The sequence below is a fragment of the Microbacterium sp. NPDC055455 genome (genome assembly GCF_053619935.1).
In genome coordinates this window covers 255,678-273,502 of record NZ_JBSHLB010000004.1, presented here as the reverse complement: position 1 = coordinate 273,502, position 17,825 = coordinate 255,678, and the positions used below count along the sequence as shown (strand labels likewise).

Here is a 17,825-nt window from a genome sequence, read left to right as displayed (position 1 = left end):
GTCTGCTTCTCAGGTCGGGGACAGGGCTGGGCCGAACGGAAAGCCCGGGCGGCCGCGGCACCACGCTCACCGCCGCAGCGGAAGGGGTGTCATCGCGGGCGGGTGCCGGGCTCGGCTGTCGCTCCTGCCCGGTACCCCGTGGTTCGGGGCGTCCGTGAGGACGACCGGGCGACGATGCGTCCACGGTAGCGGAGGCGGGCGGCGTGCACCGTCCTGTGACCTACTGTTTCGGTCGAGCGGTGGCGGCCTTCGTCGTACCGTGGTGTCGTGACAACCACCCGCGCACTCCCCTACGGCAGCTGGCCCTCTCCGATCTCCGCCGCGGCGGTGTCCGCCGCATCGCCGCGCATCGAGGGGGCGCGGTTCGTCGGCGGCGGCAGTGCGCCCCAGGTGTGGTGGGGCGAGTCGGTCCCGGAGGAAGCCGGCCGGTCGGCGGTGCGGCGGCGCACCTCGTCCGGGTCGGTCGAGGACGTCCTCCCCGCGCCGTGGAGCGCCCGGTCGCGCGTGCACGAGTACGGCGGCGGCTCGTGGACCGCCGACGACCAGGGCGTGCTCTACTTCGTCGAGAAGGCCGACCAGCGCGTCCGCCGTCTGCGGCCGGGGTCCGAGCCGCAGCCGCTCACCCCCGACGCGGGCGACGTGCGCTACGGCGGCCTGAGCCTGCAGCGCGGACGCCTGCTCGCGGTGCGCGAGGCGCACCGCGAAGGCCGCCCGCCGCTGCGCGACATCGTCGAGATCCCGCTGGACGGATCGGGTGCGAGGGATGCCGCCCGCATCGTGTCGCTCGCGAGCGACAGCGACTTCGTGGCCCACCCCGCCCTCTCGCCCGATGGGCGGCACCTGGCGTGGATCGCGTGGGACCATCCGCACATGGCGTGGGACCGCGCCGAGCTGCGCATCGGCCGGATCGAGGACGGCGCCGTGGCGGAGTGGACGACCGTCGCCGGCGGCGACTCCTCGCCGCTGCAGCCGGTGTGGACCGCCGACGACGCCCTCCTGTTCGCCGACGACCCGTCGGGCCGCTGGAACGTGTGGCGGATGCGCCTGACCGCTGACCTCCCGCACGAGCCGGTCGCCGAGGCCGACGCCGATACCGGCGGCCCGCTGTGGGTGCTCGGCACCCGCTGGTTCGCGGCGCTGGAGGACGGCCGCATCGTCGCCGTCCGCACGAACGGGGCGGATGCACTCGTGCTGATCGGCACGGACGGCGCTGCGCACGACCTTCCCGCCGACGCCGTCACCCGCCTGTCGATCGAGGACGTCCGTGGCACACGCCTCCTGCTGTCGGGCGCCGGCTCGCGCGGAGCGGGACTGTGGGAGCTCGACGTCGACAGCCCCGACGCCCGGCGGCTGATCGTCGGAGGGGAATCACCCTGGGGTGACGAGTGGATGCCGCGCTCCCGCGCCGTCACCTTCCCCGGGCCGCACGGCCCGGTGCACGCGTTCGACTACCCGCCCCGCAATCCCGAGGCCCGCGGTCCGCAGGACGAGCGGCCGCCCTACGTCGTCTTCGTGCACGGCGGGCCGACCGACCACGTCGGCGGCGCGGCATCCGGGAAGATCGCGTACCTCACCAGCCGCGGAATCGGCGTGCTGGACGTGAACTACGGCGGCTCCACCGGCTATGGCCGCGCGTACCGCGAGCGCCTGCTCGGACAGTGGGGCGTCGTGGACGTCGACGATGTGGTCGCCGCCGCGCGAGGTCACGCCGCGGCCGGCGCGGCCGACCCGGAGCGGCTGGCGATCGCCGGCGGCTCGGCCGGCGGGTGGACGGTGCTCTGCGCGCTGACGGGCTCCGACGTCTTCGGCGCCGGCATCAGCCGCTACGGGGTGGCCGACCTCCGGCGCCTCGCGGAGGACACGCACGACTTCGAGGCGAGCTACCTCGACGGCATGGTGGGGCCGCTCCCCGACGCGGAGCACCTGTACGTCCAGCGATCGCCGCTGACGCACCTCGACCGGCTGCGGACGCCGCTGCTCATCGAGCAGGGCCTGGAGGACCGTGTGGTCCCTCCGTCGCAGTCGGAGGCGGTGCGCGACGCGCTCGCCGCCAACGGCGTCGCGCACGCGTACCTCGCGTTCGAGGGCGAGGGTCACGGGTTCCGCGGCGCCGAGACGCTGGTGCGCACCCTCGAGGCCGAGGTGGCGTTCCTCGGGCAGGTGTTCGGGTTCGAGACTCCCGGCATCCCGCCCCTCCCCCTCGACTGAGACGCGCGACGGCCCCGCACCGGACAGGGTGCGGGGCCGTCGGCGGCGTCTCGGGCGGAGGTTGCGTCTCAGACCGAGAACGGGGCGAGGCGGGCGGCGAGATGCTCGCCGACGCGGGCGTGCACGGCCGTGCCGCCCTCCTCGTGCGCCTGCGACAGGATCATCCCCTGCTCGTGGATCGCCGACACTAGGTCGCCCCGGTCGTACGGCACGAGCGCGTGCACCTCGACGGCCGGGAGCGGCAGCGCCGCTTCGATCGCGGCACGCAGCTCTTCGACGCCCTCCCCCGTGCGGGAGGAGGCGAAGAGCGCCTGGGGCTCGAGTCCGCGCAGCACGAGGCGCGTGTCGGCGTCCACGAGATCGGCCTTGTTGAACACGACGATCTCGGGGATGTCGCGCGCACCGACGTCGCCGATCACATCGCGCACCGTCGCCAGCTGTGCGGCCGGGTCGGGGTGCGACCCGTCGACCACGTGCAGGATGACATCGGCCTGGCCGACCTCCTCCAGCGTCGAGCGGAACGCCTCGACGAGCTGGTGCGGGAGGTTCCGGACGAAGCCGACCGTGTCGGTGAGCGTGTAGACCCGGCCGTCGGCCGCCTCGGAACGGCGCACGGTGGCGTCCAGGGTCGCGAACAGGGCGTTCTCGACGAGGACGCCGGCGCTGGTCAGCCGGTTCAGCAGGCTCGACTTGCCGGCGTTGGTGTAGCCGGCGATGGCGACCGACGGCACGGTGTGCCGCTTGCGCTCGGCGCGCTTGGCGTCGCGTGCGGGCGCGAAGTCGCGGATCTGCCGGCGAAGCTGCGCCATGCGGGTGCGGATGCGCCGGCGATCGAGCTCGATCTTCGTCTCACCGGGGCCGCGCGAGCCCATGCCCGCCCCGCCCGCGCCGACCTGCCCACCGGCCTGACGGCTCATCGAATCACCCCAGCCGCGCAGTCGCGGCAGGAGGTACTCGAGCTGGGCGAGCTCGACCTGGGCCTTGCCCTCGCGGCTCTTCGCGTGCTGGCTGAAGATGTCGAGGATCACGGTCGTGCGGTCGATGACCTTGACCTTGACGACGTCCTCGAGCGCACGCCGCTGGCTGGGTGCGAGCTCGGTGTCGGCGATGACCGTGTCGGCGCCGACGGCCGCCACGATGTCGCGCAGCTCCTCGGCCTTGCCCCGGCCGACGTACGTCGCGGGGTCGGGGTGGGGGCGTCGCTGGAGCACGCCGTCGAGGACGACGGCGCCCGCGGTCTCGGCGAGGGCCGCCAGCTCGCGCAGCGAGTTCTCCGCGTCCTCCGTCTCGCCCTGCGGATGGACCCCCACCAGCACGACGTTCTCGAGCCGCAGCTGCCGGTACTCGACCTCGGTGACGTCCTCGAGCTCGGTCGACAGGCCGGGGACGCGCCGCAGCGCCGCGCGCTCCTCACGGTCCCACTGCTCGCCGTCGCTGTCGCCCAGCCCGATGGTGGCCTCGTCCTGGAGCGCCTGCGCGGCTCCGAAGACGTGCACCCCCGAGCGCGCCTCGGCGCGCGCCAGCACGCGATCCACCGGGTCGACCGGCGTCTCGTCGGTGCTCTGGGGGGTTGTCGTATCCGTCATGTGTTCCTTCGTTGTGGATGGGATGCCGTTTTCCGACGCTCATCGGCCGGTTCGCGGCATCCGTGAATTCTAGTCCTGCGAGGTGGGCCTGGACAGGGAATGGCGGTCGTCCGATGCGCTCCCAGCTCGGGCAGCACCTCCGCTAGGCTCGTCACCCATGGGGAGCGACCACTACTTCAGTGCGACGCCCGCCAGCCCCGAGAATCTGCGCCGTGTCCGCGTCCGGCTCGCCGGACGCGACCTGGAGGTCACGACGGCCGGAGGCGTCTTCAGCCCCGACCACGTGGACTCCGGCACCGCGGTGCTGCTGTCGAACACGCCCCCGCCGCCCGCAGGCGGGCACTTCCTCGACCTCGGCTGCGGGTGGGGCCCGATCGCGCTCAGCCTCGCCATGGACTCCCCTCGTGCGACGGTGTGGGCCGTCGACGTGAACGAGCGGGCACTGGATCTGGTGCGCCGCAACGCGGCCGATCTCGGCCTCGAGAACGTCAACGCCGTCCTGCCCGACGATGTTCCCGATGACGTGATGTTCCGCACGATCCGGTCGAACCCGCCGATCCGAGTCGGCAAGCACGAGCTGCACGGTCTGCTCGAGCGGTGGATCCCGCGGCTGGACGAGAGAGCGGATGCCTGGCTCGTCGTGCAGCGCAACCTCGGCTCGGACTCGCTCCAGCGGTGGCTCGCCGCGACGCTCGACCGGAGGTTCAGCGTGCATCGCGCGGCGACGGCGCGCGGGTTCCGCGTCCTGAAGATCCGCCGGCACGGGTCTCCCCCGAGCGAGCCCATCCGGATCCCGGAGCTCTGACCACGCGCCACGGCTGTCCCACCGCGTCCCGCCGTCGGCGGAGGCAGTTCAGGCGAGCGTGACCTCGCCGGAGTAGACGAGGGTCGCCGGCCCGGACAGCAGCACGTGGCGCTCGCCGTCGACCTCCGGCATCCGCACCCCCAGCGTCCCGCCGGGGACGTCGACGATCCAGCGATCGGGCGCAGCCGGCCCCGCCCAGTGACGCACCGCGAGCGCCGCGGCCGCGACGCCGGTGCCGCAGCTGAGGGTCTCGCCGACGCCGCGCTCGAAGACCCGCATCCGGATGGAGCCGACGCCCTCCCGCACGAGCGGATCGCTCGGCACGACGAACTCGACGTTGGCCCCGTGCGGCGGCTCGGGCTGCAGGAGGGGCTGTGCGGCCAGGTCGAGGCCTTCCAGCTCCGTCTCGTCGGGCAGCGCGACGACCACGTGGGGGTTGCCGACGTCGATCCCGATGCCCGGGCGCGGCGCGCCGCCCCCGCGCGTGCGGACGAGCACCTCGGCGTCTTCCACGCGCCACGGGCCCAGATCCACCTCGTAGCCGCGTTCGCCGAGCGTGCCGTCGCTGCGAGTGACCGTCTTGACACCCGCCCGCGTGCCCACCGCGAGCGGTGCGTCCTCCACGTCGGCCCAGCCCACGTCCACGAGGTAGCGCACGAACACGCGCACCCCGTTGCCGCACATCTCCGCTTTGGAGCCGTCCGCGTTGCGGTAGTCCATGAACCACTCGGCGCCGGAGGCGGCTGCCTGGGCGCCCTCGGCGATCGCGTTCGCGCGCACGACCCGAAGGATGCCGTCGCCGCCGATGCCGAACCGGCGGTCGCACAGCACGGCGACCTGGTCGTCGGTGAGATCGAGCGCGCCGTCGGGGTCGGGGACGATCACGAAGTCGTTGCCGGTGCCGTGGCCCTTGGTGAACGCGATCGTCTGCGGCATCGTCCCAGTCTAGGGTCGCGACGATGCGCGACCGCCGCCTCAGTCGGCGATGAGGCGCTTGCCCGTCGCCCAGATCTCGAACGGCTCGTAGTCGAGGGAGTCGTAGAACCCGCGCGCCACGCCGTTCTCGGGCCGCACCATGAGCTGCACCTTCGGGCACCCCATCGCCAGCAGCCGATCCTCGGCCTCGCCGACCAGTCGCCTGCCGATCCCCTCGCCGCGACGCTCGGGCGCGCTCGCGAGGTAGTACAGCCACCCGCGGTGGCCGTCGTAGCCGGCCATCACCGACCCCACCACAGCGCGCTCGTCGACAGCGACCAGGAACAGCTCCGGCTGCACCGAGAGCTTGCGGCTGATGTCCTGGTACGGGTTGTTCCAGGGCCTCGTCAGCCCGGTGGCCTGCCAGAGCGACACGACGTCCTCCGTGTCGGCGACGTCGAAGGGGCGGATGGCGATCGTCATGGCATCGAGTCTGCCAGGGACGAGGCATCCGTCGACGGTTCGGCCCAGAGGACGCCCTCGTAGCGCTTGAACCACGACACCTGCCGGCGGGCGTACCGCCGGGTGAGCGCCTGCGTCTCGGCGATCGCCTCCGCCTGGGTCATCTCGCCCGCCAGCTGGGCGAGGGCCTGCGCGTAGCCGATGGCGCGCCGGGCGGTGACTCCTCGATCGAGTCCCTGCGTGCGCAGCCGCGCCACCTCGTCGACGATGCCGTCGCGCCACATCGCCTCGACGCGCAGGTCCAGTCGCCGCACGAGCTCGTCGCGGGGCACCGCGACGCCGACGATCCGCGTTCGGTCGTGCCACAGCGTGGGCGCCTCGGGAAGCGCGGCCCCGTGGGTGCGCTCGCCGAGCTCGAGCACTTCGAGCGCGCGCACGATGCGGCGTCCGTTGCGGGGGTCGATCCGCTCGGCGGTCGCCGGGTCGAGCGTGCGCAGGCGGGCGAACAGGGCGCCCGGTCCGTGGGCGTCGAGCTCCGACTCCAGTCGTGCGCGGACGTCGGCGTCGCGCGGCGGGAACCGGAAGTCGAACAGCACGCTCGACACGTACAGCCCCGATCCGCCGACGAGCACGGCGTCCGCGCCCCGCCGGTGGATGTCGGCGATCACCTCGCGCGCCGCCTCCTGGTACCACGCCACCGCCGCTTCCTGGGTGACCTCCAGCACGTCGAAGAGATGATGACGGATGCCGCGCCGCTGCGTCTCAGGCAGCTTGGCGGTCCCGATGTCCATGCCCCGGTACAGCTGCATCGCGTCGGCGTTGATGATCTCGGCGGGGCGGCCGCGCTCCGCGAGCGCCTCGGCCAGGTCGAGCGAGAGCGCGGTCTTGCCGGTCCCGGTCGCGCCGACGACGGCCCACAGGCGCGGCGCCGCGGCAGGGCGCGGCGTCGCGGCCGGGCGCGGCGCGGCAGTCGGGCGCTCCCCCGCCTCGGAGGTCACCACGTCGTGTCAGACGCCGATGCGCAGCGTCGGCAGGCCGAGGGACACCGCCCGCGGTGCTCCGGCGTCGCCCGCCGGTGCCGGGATGCCGCACGACTCGGCCTGCGCCCGGTCCCACGCATCGCCGGACCGCGTGCGGCGGATGCGCAGCGGCGCGCCGCCCGGCGCGTCGGCGAGGAGGTGGAACGGCGCCGCGTGCGTCACGACGACGGACACGACGTCGCCGGGGCGGGGCGTCTCGGACCCCGCGGGCACCTCGAAGTGCACGAGCCGGTTGTCTTCGGCGCGTCCGGTCAGGCGGTGGGTCTCGGCGTCCTTCTTGCCCTCGCCGGTCGAGACGAGCACCTGGACCTCGCGGCCGACCTGCTTCTGGTTCTCTTCGAGCGAGATCCGCTCCTGAAGCGCGATGAGGCGCTCGTAGCGCTGCTGCACGACCTCCTTGGGCACCTGGTCGGGCATGGTCGCCGCCGGCGTGCCCTCGCGGATGGAGTACTGGAAGGTGAACGCGCTGGCGAACCGGGCCTGCTCGACGACGCGCATCGTGTCTTCGAAGTCTTCGTCGGTCTCGCCGGGGAAGCCGACGATGATGTCGGTGGAGATCGCGGCGTCGGGCATCTTGGCACGGACGCGGTCGAGGATGCCGAGGAACCGGTCGCTGCGGTAGGACCTGCGCATCGCCTTGAGGATGCGGTCGCTGCCGGACTGCAGCGGCATGTGCAGCTGCGGCATCACGGCAGCGGTCTCTGCCATCGCGTCGATGACGTCGTCGGTGAAGGCCGCCGGGTGCGGGCTCGTGAAGCGGATCCGCTCGAGGCCCGGGATCTCGCCGGCGGCGCGCAGGAGCTTGCCGAATGCCTGGCGGTCACCGAACTCGACGCCGTACGAGTTGACGTTCTGCCCCAGGAGGGTGACCTCCATGGCGCCGTCGTCGACGAGCAGGCGGATCTCGTTCAGGATGTCGCCGGGCCGGCGGTCCTTCTCCTTGCCGCGCAGGCTGGGCACGATGCAGAACGTGCAGGTGTTGTTGCAGCCGACCGAGATCGACACCCAGCCGCTGTAGACGCTGTCGCGCTTGGTCGGGAGGGTCGACGGGAAGATCTCGAGCGCCTCGAGGATCTCGAGCTCGGCCTCGCCGTTGTGGCGGGCGCGCTCGAGCAGGCTGGGGAGCGAGCCCATGTTGTGCGTGCCGAACACGACGTCGACCCACGGCGCCTTCTGCTGGACGACGTCCTTGTCCATCTGCGCGAGGCAGCCGCCGACGGCGATCTGCATGCCCTCGTGCTTGTCCTTGCGGGACTTGAGGTGGCCGAGCGTGCCGTACAGCTTGCCGGCGGCGTTGTCGCGCACCGCGCACGTGTTGATCACGACGACGTCGGCGTCCTCGCCCGCCTCGGCGCGGACGTAGCCCGCGCTCTCGAGGGAGCCGGAGAGGCGCTCGGAGTCGTGCACGTTCATCTGGCAGCCGAAGGTGCGCACCTCGTAGGTGCGGGCGCGGCCGTCGACGTCGTGCGCAGCCGCGGACGGCGCGATGAGAGTCGGGGTTGCGGAGGGCGAAGACATGATCACGCCATTCTACGAGCCGTGCCGGTGAGCGGACGGCGGGGCGCGGACGGTTCGGCGTCGTCAGCGCTCCTCGAACCGGACCCGCCCGGAGGACTGCGTCGTCTCGTCGAGCGCCGTCCGCGCGGCGCCCAGCGCGACCGAGCCGCCGTAGCCGCGGCGAGCCAGCTGTCCGGCCAGACGGCGGAGTGCGACGTCGCGATCCAGACCGCGCATCGACCCCGCCTTGCTTCGCGCGAACACCAGGGCCCGCTCCGCGTCGTCGTCGGGGAGCTCGGCGAGGGCGGCGTCCACCACGTCGCGTGGCACGCCGCGCTTGACGAGGCTCTGCGCGATGACCTGCCGGCCCTGGCCTTTGCGGTCGACGCCGGCGTGCACGATCTGCTCCGCGAGCCTCGCGTCGTCGAGGTAGCCGCGCGCGATGAAGGCGTCGATGATGCCATCGGCGGCGTCGGCGTCGACATCGAGCCGGACGAGGTGCGTCCTCGCCTCTGAGACGGAGAGCTGCCGCGACCGGAGCTTCTTCACCAGGCCCTGCTCGGCGGCGTCGGCGGCGGCAGCAGCGTCGGCGGCACCAGCGGAGTCAGCAGTCCGCGCATCGGCGGGGTCAGCAGTCCGCGCACCGGCGGAGTCAGCAGCGTGCGCACCGGCGCGGTCAGCCGTCGGCGCACCGGCATCGGCGGGGGCGCCGCCGCGATCGCCCACGGTCGCGCCCTCCTCGGCGGGGCGTGACGGCGTGCGCGCCCCGGGCAGGCGGTCCAGCGTCTGCTGCACCTGCGCCGCCGTCTTGGGATAGGAGCCGGGAGCCCGGTCGCCGAAGAGCGGGATCACGGGGGCGAGTCCGTCGTCGGTCCCGACGTCGGACTCGTCCCCGCTGTCGACGAAGCGGACCATCACGCCGGGCGGCGCGCCGCCAGCTCGTCGCCGACCGAGCCCTCAGCGCCACCCTTGGGCACGCCGATGCCGAGCTTCGTCTTGATCTTCGACTCGATCTCGGCGGCGACGTCCTCGTTCTTGATGAGGAAGTTGCGGGCGTTCTCCTTGCCCTGCCCCAGCTGCTCGCCGTCGTAGGTGTACCAGGCACCCGACTTCTTGACGATGCCGTGCTCCACCCCGAAATCGATGAGGCTGCCCTCGCGGGAGATGCCGACGCCGTAGAGGATGTCGAACTCGGCCTGCTTGAACGGCGGCGCCATCTTGTTCTTGACGACCTTGACGCGCGTGCGGTTGCCCACCGCCTCGGTGCCGTCCTTGAGCGTCTCGATGCGACGGATGTCGAGGCGCACCGATGCGTAGAACTTCAGCGCCTTGCCGCCGGCGGTGGTCTCGGGCGAGCCGAAGAACACGCCGATCTTCTCGCGCAGCTGGTTGATGAAGATCATCGTGGTGTTGGTCTGGTTGAGCCCGCCGGTGAGCTTGCGGAGCGCCTGCGACATGAGTCGCGCCTGCAGGCCGACGTGCGAGTCGCCCATCTCGCCCTCGATCTCGGCCTTGGGCACGAGGGCTGCGACCGAGTCGATGACGACGAGGTCGATGGCCCCCGAGCGCACCAGCATGTCGGCGATCTCGAGCGCCTGCTCGCCGGTGTCGGGCTGCGACACGAGCAGCTGGTCGATGTCGACGCCCAGCTTCTGCGCGTAGTCGGGGTCGAGCGCGTGCTCCGCATCGACGAACGCGGCGATTCCGCCGGCGCGCTGCACGTTGGCGATGGCATGCAGGGTCAGCGTCGTCTTACCCGACGACTCCGGTCCGTAGATCTCGATGATGCGGCCGCGCGGAAGCCCGCCGATGCCGAGGGCGACGTCCAGGGCGATCGAGCCGGTGGGCACGACCTCGACGGGCGCGCGCTCGTCGCTGCCGAGGCGCATCACCGAGCCCTTCCCGAACTGCCGGTCGATCTGGGCGAGGGCCGATTCCAGGGCCTTCTCGCGGTCAACGGGTGATGGCATGACGTGCTCCTCTATGCTCGCGTTCCGTCGCCTGTAGGCTGTCGCGCTCCGACCCGGCGGGACGGATGCTGCGACAAGGCGTGAGGTGTCGTTCGACGGTGTTCACGTTAGGGAGGGGCTCCGACATCGGCCCTCGCTCCTCCCGGATCCGTGCAAAACACGTTCTCGATACCCGCTGTGCAGGAGCCTACGCCGGTATCGAACGAAGATTCGAGCAGACACGCCGCGGCGGACGGCGACGGACGATGCCGCGCGGTCGCGGCAGGTCAGCGGCGCGGCTCGAGGCGTCCGACGCCGTACCGCCGCTCGGCGGGCACGTCCAGCTCCTCGCACAGCGCGAGCCAGACCTCGCGGGGATCGACCCCGGCGGCGATGGCATCCGTGGCCGTGCGGCCGCCGACGCCCGACAGGACCAGGTCGGTCACCACCGCGTTCGCCCGGGCGCCGAACTCGTCCGAGACGGCGCGATGGAACTCACTCCGGCGCATGCGTGCTCGCTGGTTTCGACACTTCGTACGGGAGGCGCGGATCAGCGCAGCGACAGCTCCGCGTCGACCGACGCGACCAGGTCGTCGGGCACGACGTCGGGGAAGGTCTGCAGTCCCTCGAGCACCGAGATGCGGTCGCCGACCTCGCGCATGATCGTCGAGATGGGGACGTCGAGCGCCTCGGCCACCGACGCGAGGATCTCGCTCGAGGCCTCCTTCTGGCCGCGCTCCACCTCGCTGAGGTATCCCAGCGCGACGCTCGCGCGACTCGCGACCTGACGGAGGGTGCGCCCCTTCTGCTGGCGGAAATCACGAAGCACTTCGCCGATCTCTTGACGTACCAGGATCATTTTGGCCCCCTCCTCACTTCGGATTCCGCGTTGTCCGGGTGGACAACAGTACAGCACCAGCTGATGCCAATTTAGACCCGTGCGCTGAGCATCGGGTGGGAATCACCGAATGTAACCGAGACGAAACACGGTCTGTTCCCGAGTCGACGATCGCGGGGCGCGTCACAGCAGCGTGAGCGCCAGCTCGAGCGCCCCGATCACCGCCCGGGAGCGGATCTCGTCCCGCGTGCCCGACAGCGTCAGCGACGTGACGACGGTCGTCTCGGGCGTGGACACCGCGACGAAGACGGTGCCGACAGGCTGACCGTCCTGCGGATCCGGCCCGGCGACCCCCGTGGTGGCCAGGCCGACGTCCGCGCGGAGCACGTGCCGCACGCCTTGCGCCATCTGCTCCGCGACCGCGGGGTCGACGGCGCCACGGGCGGCCAGCAGGTCCGCCTCGACGCCGAGCGCGCTCGTCTTCAGATCCGTGGAGTACGCCACGATGCCCCCACGCAGATGCGCGGAGGCGCCGGGGACGTCCACGAGGGCCGCGGTCAGACGCCCGCCGGTGAGCGACTCCGCCGCGGCGACAGACCACCCGCGCGCATCCAGCGCGCGCAGCACGGCGACAGCCGGGTCGGGCGCAGACGGCGCCGATTCGCCGTCGGGCGTCGAGCCGCTCACTTCCTTCCCCGCTTCGCGCGGGCGGCGCGCGCCTCGCTGACGACGTAGTCGACGCCGCTGGCGATCGTGAGGATCACCGCGATCGCCATCGTGACGCCGTTGACCCAGTAGATCCACTCGCCGACGAGCGTCCACAGGGGCAGGAGCGCCAGCGACAGCGCGACGCCCTGCGCCAGCGTCTTGAGCTTGCCCATCCACGCCGCCGCCAGGACGTGGTCGCTGACCACCGCGAAGCGGTACACGGTGATCCCGACCTCGCGGACGAGGACGACGATCGTGATCCACCAGGGAAGCTCCCCGAGGATCGACAGCCCGATGAAGGCGAAGCCCGTCAGCACCTTGTCCGCGATCGGATCCAGCAGCTTGCCGAGGTCGGTGACGATGTCGTTCGCCCGCGCGAGATAGCCGTCGATCCCGTCGGTCGCGATCGCCACGATGAACAGCACCGCCGCCCACCAGCGCAGCGCACCGTCGGCGCCGCCGTCGGCGAGCAGCATCCACAGGAACACCGGCGCACAGAGGATGCGCACGATCGTGATCGCGTTGGGGAGCTGCCGCGGGATCGCCATGGCCCGAGCCTATCGGCGCACGCGCCCGCCCCGTGACGGGGCTGAAGGCTTCAGTCGCGTCCGGTGAGGCCCCAGGCGTCCTCGGAGCCCTCGTCGCCGTCGACGACCGGGTAGCCGTCGTACTGCGCGCCGACGGCATCCGAGCCGTAGGGGTCCTCGGCGACCGGGGGTGCCGCGGCGGCCTCGTCGGGCACGTCCTGGCCGCGCAGACGGGCCAGAACGGTCGGCAGCTGCTCGACGGTCACCAGCACGTCACGGGCCTTGGAGCCCTCGGAGGGGCCGACGATCTCGCGGGACTCGAGGAGGTCCATGAGACGGCCGGCCTTCGCGAAGCCGACCCGCAGCTTGCGCTGCAGCATCGACGTCGACCCGAACTGGCTCGAGACCACGAGTTCGGCGGCGGCGAGGAGCAGCTCGAGGTCGTCGCCGATGTCGGCGTCGATCTCCTTCTTCTCGGCGGCGGCCTGCACATCGGAGCGGTACTCGGGGCGCGCCTGCGCCGTAACGTGCTTGACGACGGCCTCGATCTCGCTCTCGCTGACCCACGCGCCCTGCACCCGCAGGGCCTTGGAGGCCCCCATCGGCAGGAACAGCCCGTCGCCCTGGCCGATCAGGCGGTCGGCGCCGGGCTGGTCGAGGATGACGCGCGAATCGGTGACGCTCGTGACCGCGAACGCCAGGCGCGACGGCACGTTGGCCTTGATGAGTCCGGTCACGACGTCGACCGAGGGCCGCTGCGTCGCCAGGACGAGGTGGATGCCGCTCGCCCGGGCGAGCTGCGTGATGCGCACGATCGAGTCCTCGACGTCGCGCGGGGCGACCATCATGAGGTCGGCGAGCTCGTCGACCACCACGAGGAGGTACGGGTAGGGCTTCAGGACGCGCTCGCTGCCGGGCGGGAGCGTGATCTCGCCCGCGACGACGGCCTTGTTGAAGTCGTCGATGTGCCGGAAGCCGAAGGACGCGAGGTCGTCGTACCTCATGTCCATCTCCTTCACGACCCACTGCAGCGCCTCGGCCGCCTTCTTCGGGTTCGTGATGATCGGCGTGATGAGGTGCGGCACGCCGGCGTAGGAGGTGAGCTCCACGCGCTTGGGGTCGATGAGCACCATCCGCACGTCGGCGGGCTTGGCGCGCATGAGCAGGCTCGTGATCATCGAGTTGACGAAGCTCGACTTGCCCGAGCCGGTGGAGCCGGCCACCAGCAGGTGCGGCATCTTGGCCAGGTTCGCCACGACGTAGCCGCCGCCGACGTCCTTGCCGACGCCGATCGTCATCGGATGCGTCTGATTCGTCGCCGCCGTCGAGCGGAGCACGTCGCCGAGGGTCACGATCTCGCGGTCGGTGTTGGGGATCTCGACCCCGATGGCGCTCTTGCCGGGGATGGGCGCGAGGATGCGCACCTCGTTCGAGGCCACGGCGTAGGCGATGTTGTTCGTCAGGGCGGTGATGCGCTCGACCTTGACGCCCGGGCCGAGCTCGATCTCGTACTGGGTGACGGTCGGGCCGCGCGAGAATCCCGTCACGCGCGCATCCAGCCCGAACTGGTCGAGCACGCTCGTGATGGCGCGCACCGTGTCGTCGTTCGCCTGCGACCGGGCGACGTGCGGCGATCCGGCCGCGAGCGAGTTGACCGACGGCAGGCGGTACGGCGCCGAGGGCGAGTCGACCGCGGTGGACGACCCGATGCCGTCCAGGCCGGGCAGCGTGCCGTCGTCCTCGATCATCTCGGCGTCGTCGCGCAGCGACGTGCGCGATGAGGTGGCAGCCTTGGCCGCCGACAGCACCGCCGGGTCGATGACCTCCGTGAGGTCGTCGGTGACGGCCGCCGGGGGCGGGGTCACCGTCGGTGCGATCGCCTGCTCGAAGCCGCCCTGCGAGGACCCCGGCGGCAGGAGCTCGGTGAGGGCGTCCGAGCCGAGCCCGTCCTCGGGGTCGGTCTCGCGACCCGTCTTGTTGCGGCGCCACCACGGGAGGGAGGGGTCGCCGTCGTCGTCGGAGTCGTCGCCGGCGGCATCCGTCGTCTTGTCTTCTCGGGGCTCGGCGCCGAACATCCACAGGTACAGCTCGCCGAGCCGCCGACCGATGCGGTTGGGCGGCGTCTTGGTGATGATCAGCACGCTCAGCACCGCCAGGAGGGACAGCACGATGTAGGCGCCGACGTCGGTGAGCACCAGCGCGAGCGGCTCGCCCACCATCCAGCCGAAGAGCCCGCCCGCCTCGCTCAGCGCGGGAAGCCCCTCGTTCGGCTGCGGGCGGCCGCCGGCGACGTGGCAGAAGCCGGCGATCGTGAGGATCAGCAGGCCGAAGCCGATGCCGACGCGCCCGTTGTCGTGCACGGATGACGGATGCCGGAACATCCAGCCCGCGAGCAGCAGCAGGAGCACCGGCAGCACGAAGGCCTCACGGCCGATGAGGCCGCCGACGGTGTAGGCGCTGATGGTCTTCGCGACCTCGCTGCCGATGAAGAACCACTCGTTCACGGCGCCGGCGATCGCCAGCAGCACGAGCAGGAACGGGAAGCCGTCGCGGCGCTGCTCCTTCTCGAGCGACTCCGGGCCGAACGCCCGGAACAGTCCGCCGGTCCCGTGCGCGAGCCCCATCCAGGCGCGCACGATCACCGGCGGCCGGTCCGCGTCCCCGACGTAGCGCTTGGGCGCCGGCGCGGGCTTGGCCGCGGCGGGCTTGCGCGGCGTCGACGGCGCACCGGATCGCGCGTTCGCGGACGCGCTCGAAGACGCACGCGACCCCTTGGTCGGGCTTGTGCTCCTGGCCATCCCTCCACGGTAGGCGGGGACTCCGACAAATCAGGGCAACCACGCCGCCCGGGCCCACGAGTCGCGACGACGGCGGACGTCTCAGCGCAGGCGCTTCACCATGGTGTCGCGGCCCGTCCCCCGCTGTGTCACCGCGAACCCCTCGCTGCGGTACAGCGTCGAGGCGAAGTTGTCGCGCTCCACGCTGAGGCTGATGCGCGCGAACCCCTCGGAGCGTGCGTGCTCGCACAGCCGCTGCAGCAGGGCCCGGCCGACGCCGTGGGCGCGCCAGATCGGCTTCACGCCGATGATCAGCTCGGGGACGCCCGTGCCGACGTATGCGAACCCGGGATCGCTGCGCGGAAGCATCCGGTACCAGGCGGCGCCGATCGGCTCTCCCGTCGCGGCCTCGGCGACGAAGCCCGCGTCGCCAGGCCGCATCCAGCCGGCGACGTACCGCCCGTGCTCCTCCCCGCCGATCACCTCGTGCCGCGGCCGTGCGCCGCCCTGCCGCCAGTTCGCCGCCTCGACGACCATGTCGCCGAGGAACGAGCCGTCCGCCGGCACAGCGGGACGGATCCGGAACGAGGTACCCACGAGGCCGATGGTACGGCCATCCGTGTTACGTGCGGGCTACGCTTCGATTCTCCGCCCGGCGGTGATCCCGCTATGCCTCTATCACGAGCGGGACGATCATGGGCCGGCGTCGCAGCGACTGGTTCACCCAACGCCCGATCGTGCGGCGCACCACCTGCGACAGCGCGTGCGGGTCGCGCACGCCCGACTTGGCGGCCTCGGTGAGCGCCGCGGCGATCTTCGGCTTGACGTCCTCGAAGACGCGGTCGTCCTCCGCGAAGCCGCGCGCGTGGATCTCGGGACCCGAGATCACCTTGCCCGTCGCGGCGTCGACCACGACGATCACCGAGATGAAGCCCTCCTCGCCGAGGATCCGGCGGTCCTTGAGGTCGGCATCCGTGATCTCGCCGACGGTCGAGCCGTCCACGTACACGAACCCGAGGTCGAGCTGGCCGACCATGTGCGCGTCGCCGTCCTTGAGGTCGATGACGGTGCCGTTCTCCGCGAGGAGCGTGCGCTCGGGCGCGATCCCCGTGTCCTGGGCGAGGCGGGCGTTCGCCATGAGGTGGCGGTACTCGCCGTGCACCGGCAGGACGTTGCGGGGCTTGAGGATGTTGTAGCAGTACAGCAGCTCGCCGGCGGCGGCATGTCCGGAGACGTGGACCTTGGCGTTGCCCTTGTGCACGACGTTGGCGCCGAGCTTGGTGAGCCCGTCGATGACGCGGTACACGGCGTTCTCGTTGCCGGGGATGAGGCTCGACGCCAGGATCACCGTGTCGCCGGCGCCGGGCTCGATCGCGTGGTCGAGGTTCGCCATGCGGCTCAGGACGGCCATGGGCTCGCCCTGCGAGCCGGTGGACATGTAGACGATCTTGTCGTCGGGGAGGTCGCGCGCCTTCTTGTAGTCGATCAGCACGCCCTCGGGCACGTGCAGGTAGCCCAGGTCCTCCGCGATGGTCATGTTGCGCAGCATGCTGCGGCCGAGGAGAGCCACCCTGCGACCGTGGGCGGCCGCGGCGTCGAGCACCTGCTGCACGCGGTGGACGTGGCTGGAGAAGCTGGCGACGATCACCCGCCGCGGCGCCTTGCCGATGACCTGGTCGAGCACCGGGCCGATCGAGCGCTCCAGCGGCGTGAAGCCGGGGACGTCCGCGTTCGTGGAGTCGACGAGGAAGAGGTCCACCCCCTCCTCCCCCAGCCGCGCGAAAGCGCGCAGATCGGTGAGGCGCCCGTCGAGCGGGAGCTGGTCCATCTTGAAGTCGCCGGTCGCGAGCACCGTGCCGGCCGGCGTGCGGATGGCGACGGCCAGCGCGTCGGGGATCGAGTGGTTCACGGCGATGAACTCGAGCTCGAAGGGCCCGAGGTTCTCTCGCTGCCCCTCGGTCACCGTGAGGCTGTACGGCCGGATGCGGTGCTCCTTGAGCTTGGCCTCGGTGAGCGCGAGCGTCAGGCCGGAGCCGACGATCGGGATGTCGCTCTTGAGCTTGAGCAGGTACGGCACCGCGCCGATGTGGTCTTCGTGGCCGTGGGTGAGCACGACGCCGACGATGTCGTCGAGGCGTCCCTTGATCGGTTCGAAGTCCGGCAGGATCAGGTCGACGCCGGGCTGGTGCTCCTCGGGGAAGAGCACGCCGCAGTCGACGACGAGGAGCTTGCCGCCGTACTCGAAGACGGTCATGTTGCGGCCGACCTCGCCGAGGCCGCCGAGCGGCACGACGCGGAGCGTGCCCGCTTCCAGCTCGGGGGGATCGTACGGGGTGGTGGGCATTGTGAAGCCTCCTCCGGATGCCGTGGCATCCGTTCATCATCGTGCCGTCGCCCCATCGGCGACCGGACGTAGTCGTGAGGGGGGGGCCGCGGCCAACGGCAGCGCACCGCCCGCGGCCGCGGTGGGGGCGGGACGGGAGTTGGAGAAGTAGGCACCCCGGACGTGGGTC

Annotated in this window: 16 protein-coding genes; 2 read left to right on the top strand and 14 right to left on the bottom strand. The window is 71.9% G+C overall.

Annotation, left to right across the window (positions count from 1 at the left end):
- Nucleotides 1-267: 267 nt before the first annotated feature.
- Nucleotides 268-2,208, top strand: coding sequence for a S9 family peptidase (locus tag ACWGUG_RS13340; protein WP_452324953.1), 1,941 nt, complete (start codon nucleotides 268-270; stop codon nucleotides 2,206-2,208).
- Between the two features lie 68 nt (nucleotides 2,209-2,276).
- On the opposite strand, the gene hflX is transcribed toward ACWGUG_RS13340, so the two are convergent.
- Nucleotides 2,277-3,794, bottom strand: coding sequence for a GTPase HflX (gene hflX / locus ACWGUG_RS13335; RefSeq protein WP_452324952.1), 1,518 nt, complete (start codon nucleotides 3,792-3,794; stop codon nucleotides 2,277-2,279).
- Nucleotides 3,795-3,951: 157 nt separating this feature from the next.
- Here hflX and ACWGUG_RS13330 point away from each other — a divergent pair, with 157 nt between their 5' ends.
- Nucleotides 3,952-4,599, top strand: coding sequence for a class I SAM-dependent methyltransferase (locus ACWGUG_RS13330; protein WP_336399025.1), 648 nt, complete (start codon nucleotides 3,952-3,954; stop codon nucleotides 4,597-4,599).
- Nucleotides 4,600-4,647: 48 nt separating this feature from the next.
- On the opposite strand, the gene dapF is transcribed toward ACWGUG_RS13330, so the two are convergent.
- From dapF to ACWGUG_RS13265, 13 genes are all read right to left on the bottom strand, one after another.
- Nucleotides 4,648-5,535 carry a diaminopimelate epimerase gene (gene dapF, locus ACWGUG_RS13325; RefSeq protein WP_336399026.1) on the bottom strand — a complete coding sequence of 296 codons (888 nt, stop codon included), beginning with the start codon at nucleotides 5,533-5,535 and terminating at the stop codon, nucleotides 4,648-4,650.
- 39 nt (nucleotides 5,536-5,574) lie between these two features.
- Nucleotides 5,575-5,997, bottom strand: coding sequence for a GNAT family acetyltransferase (locus ACWGUG_RS13320; protein WP_336399027.1), 423 nt, complete (start codon nucleotides 5,995-5,997; stop codon nucleotides 5,575-5,577).
- Nucleotides 5,994-6,896 (bottom strand): tRNA (adenosine(37)-N6)-dimethylallyltransferase MiaA, encoded by a 903-nt coding sequence (gene miaA / locus ACWGUG_RS13315; RefSeq protein WP_452324977.1) that lies wholly within the window; start codon nucleotides 6,894-6,896, stop codon nucleotides 5,994-5,996. The genes ACWGUG_RS13320 and miaA overlap by 4 nt, the downstream gene beginning before the upstream one ends.
- Nucleotides 6,897-6,983: 87 nt before the next feature.
- A complete protein-coding gene (miaB, locus tag ACWGUG_RS13310) occupies nucleotides 6,984-8,534 on the bottom strand; it encodes a tRNA (N6-isopentenyl adenosine(37)-C2)-methylthiotransferase MiaB (protein ID WP_452324951.1) in 1,551 nt (516 codons plus the stop codon).
- 63 nt (nucleotides 8,535-8,597) lie between these two features.
- A complete protein-coding gene (locus ACWGUG_RS13305) occupies nucleotides 8,598-9,428 on the bottom strand; it encodes a regulatory protein RecX (protein WP_452324976.1) in 831 nt (276 codons plus the stop codon).
- Nucleotides 9,428-10,483, bottom strand: a complete 1,056-nt coding sequence (gene recA / locus ACWGUG_RS13300) for a recombinase RecA (RefSeq protein ID WP_336399030.1) — start codon at nucleotides 10,481-10,483, stop codon at nucleotides 9,428-9,430. Before recA ends, ACWGUG_RS13305 begins: the two co-directional genes overlap by 1 nt.
- A 266-nt stretch (nucleotides 10,484-10,749) precedes the next feature.
- Nucleotides 10,750-10,971, bottom strand: a complete 222-nt coding sequence (locus ACWGUG_RS13295) for a DUF3046 domain-containing protein (RefSeq protein WP_336399031.1) — start codon at nucleotides 10,969-10,971, stop codon at nucleotides 10,750-10,752.
- Nucleotides 10,972-11,012: 41 nt separating this feature from the next.
- Nucleotides 11,013-11,321: a helix-turn-helix domain-containing protein gene (locus ACWGUG_RS13290; protein WP_109211855.1), complete on the bottom strand. Its 309-nt coding sequence runs from the start codon at nucleotides 11,319-11,321 to the stop codon at nucleotides 11,013-11,015.
- A gap of 162 nt (nucleotides 11,322-11,483) precedes the next feature.
- Complete coding sequence (locus tag ACWGUG_RS13285; RefSeq protein WP_452324950.1) at nucleotides 11,484-11,987, bottom strand: CinA family protein; 504 nt, start codon at nucleotides 11,985-11,987, stop codon at nucleotides 11,484-11,486.
- Complete coding sequence (pgsA, locus tag ACWGUG_RS13280; protein WP_452324949.1) at nucleotides 11,984-12,556, bottom strand: CDP-diacylglycerol--glycerol-3-phosphate 3-phosphatidyltransferase; 573 nt, start codon at nucleotides 12,554-12,556, stop codon at nucleotides 11,984-11,986. Before pgsA ends, ACWGUG_RS13285 begins: the two co-directional genes overlap by 4 nt.
- Nucleotides 12,557-12,606: 50 nt before the next feature.
- Nucleotides 12,607-15,333, bottom strand: a complete 2,727-nt coding sequence (locus ACWGUG_RS13275; protein ID WP_452324948.1) for a DNA translocase FtsK — start codon at nucleotides 15,331-15,333, stop codon at nucleotides 12,607-12,609.
- 81 nt (nucleotides 15,334-15,414) lie between these two features.
- Entirely contained in the window at nucleotides 15,415-15,909 is a 495-nt protein-coding gene (locus ACWGUG_RS13270) for a GNAT family N-acetyltransferase (RefSeq protein ID WP_336399035.1), read from the bottom strand.
- A 70-nt stretch (nucleotides 15,910-15,979) separates the two neighbouring features.
- Nucleotides 15,980-17,656 carry a ribonuclease J gene (locus ACWGUG_RS13265; RefSeq protein ID WP_378884827.1) on the bottom strand — a complete coding sequence of 559 codons (1,677 nt, stop codon included), beginning with the start codon at nucleotides 17,654-17,656 and terminating at the stop codon, nucleotides 15,980-15,982.
- Nucleotides 17,657-17,825: the final 169 nt, after the last annotated feature.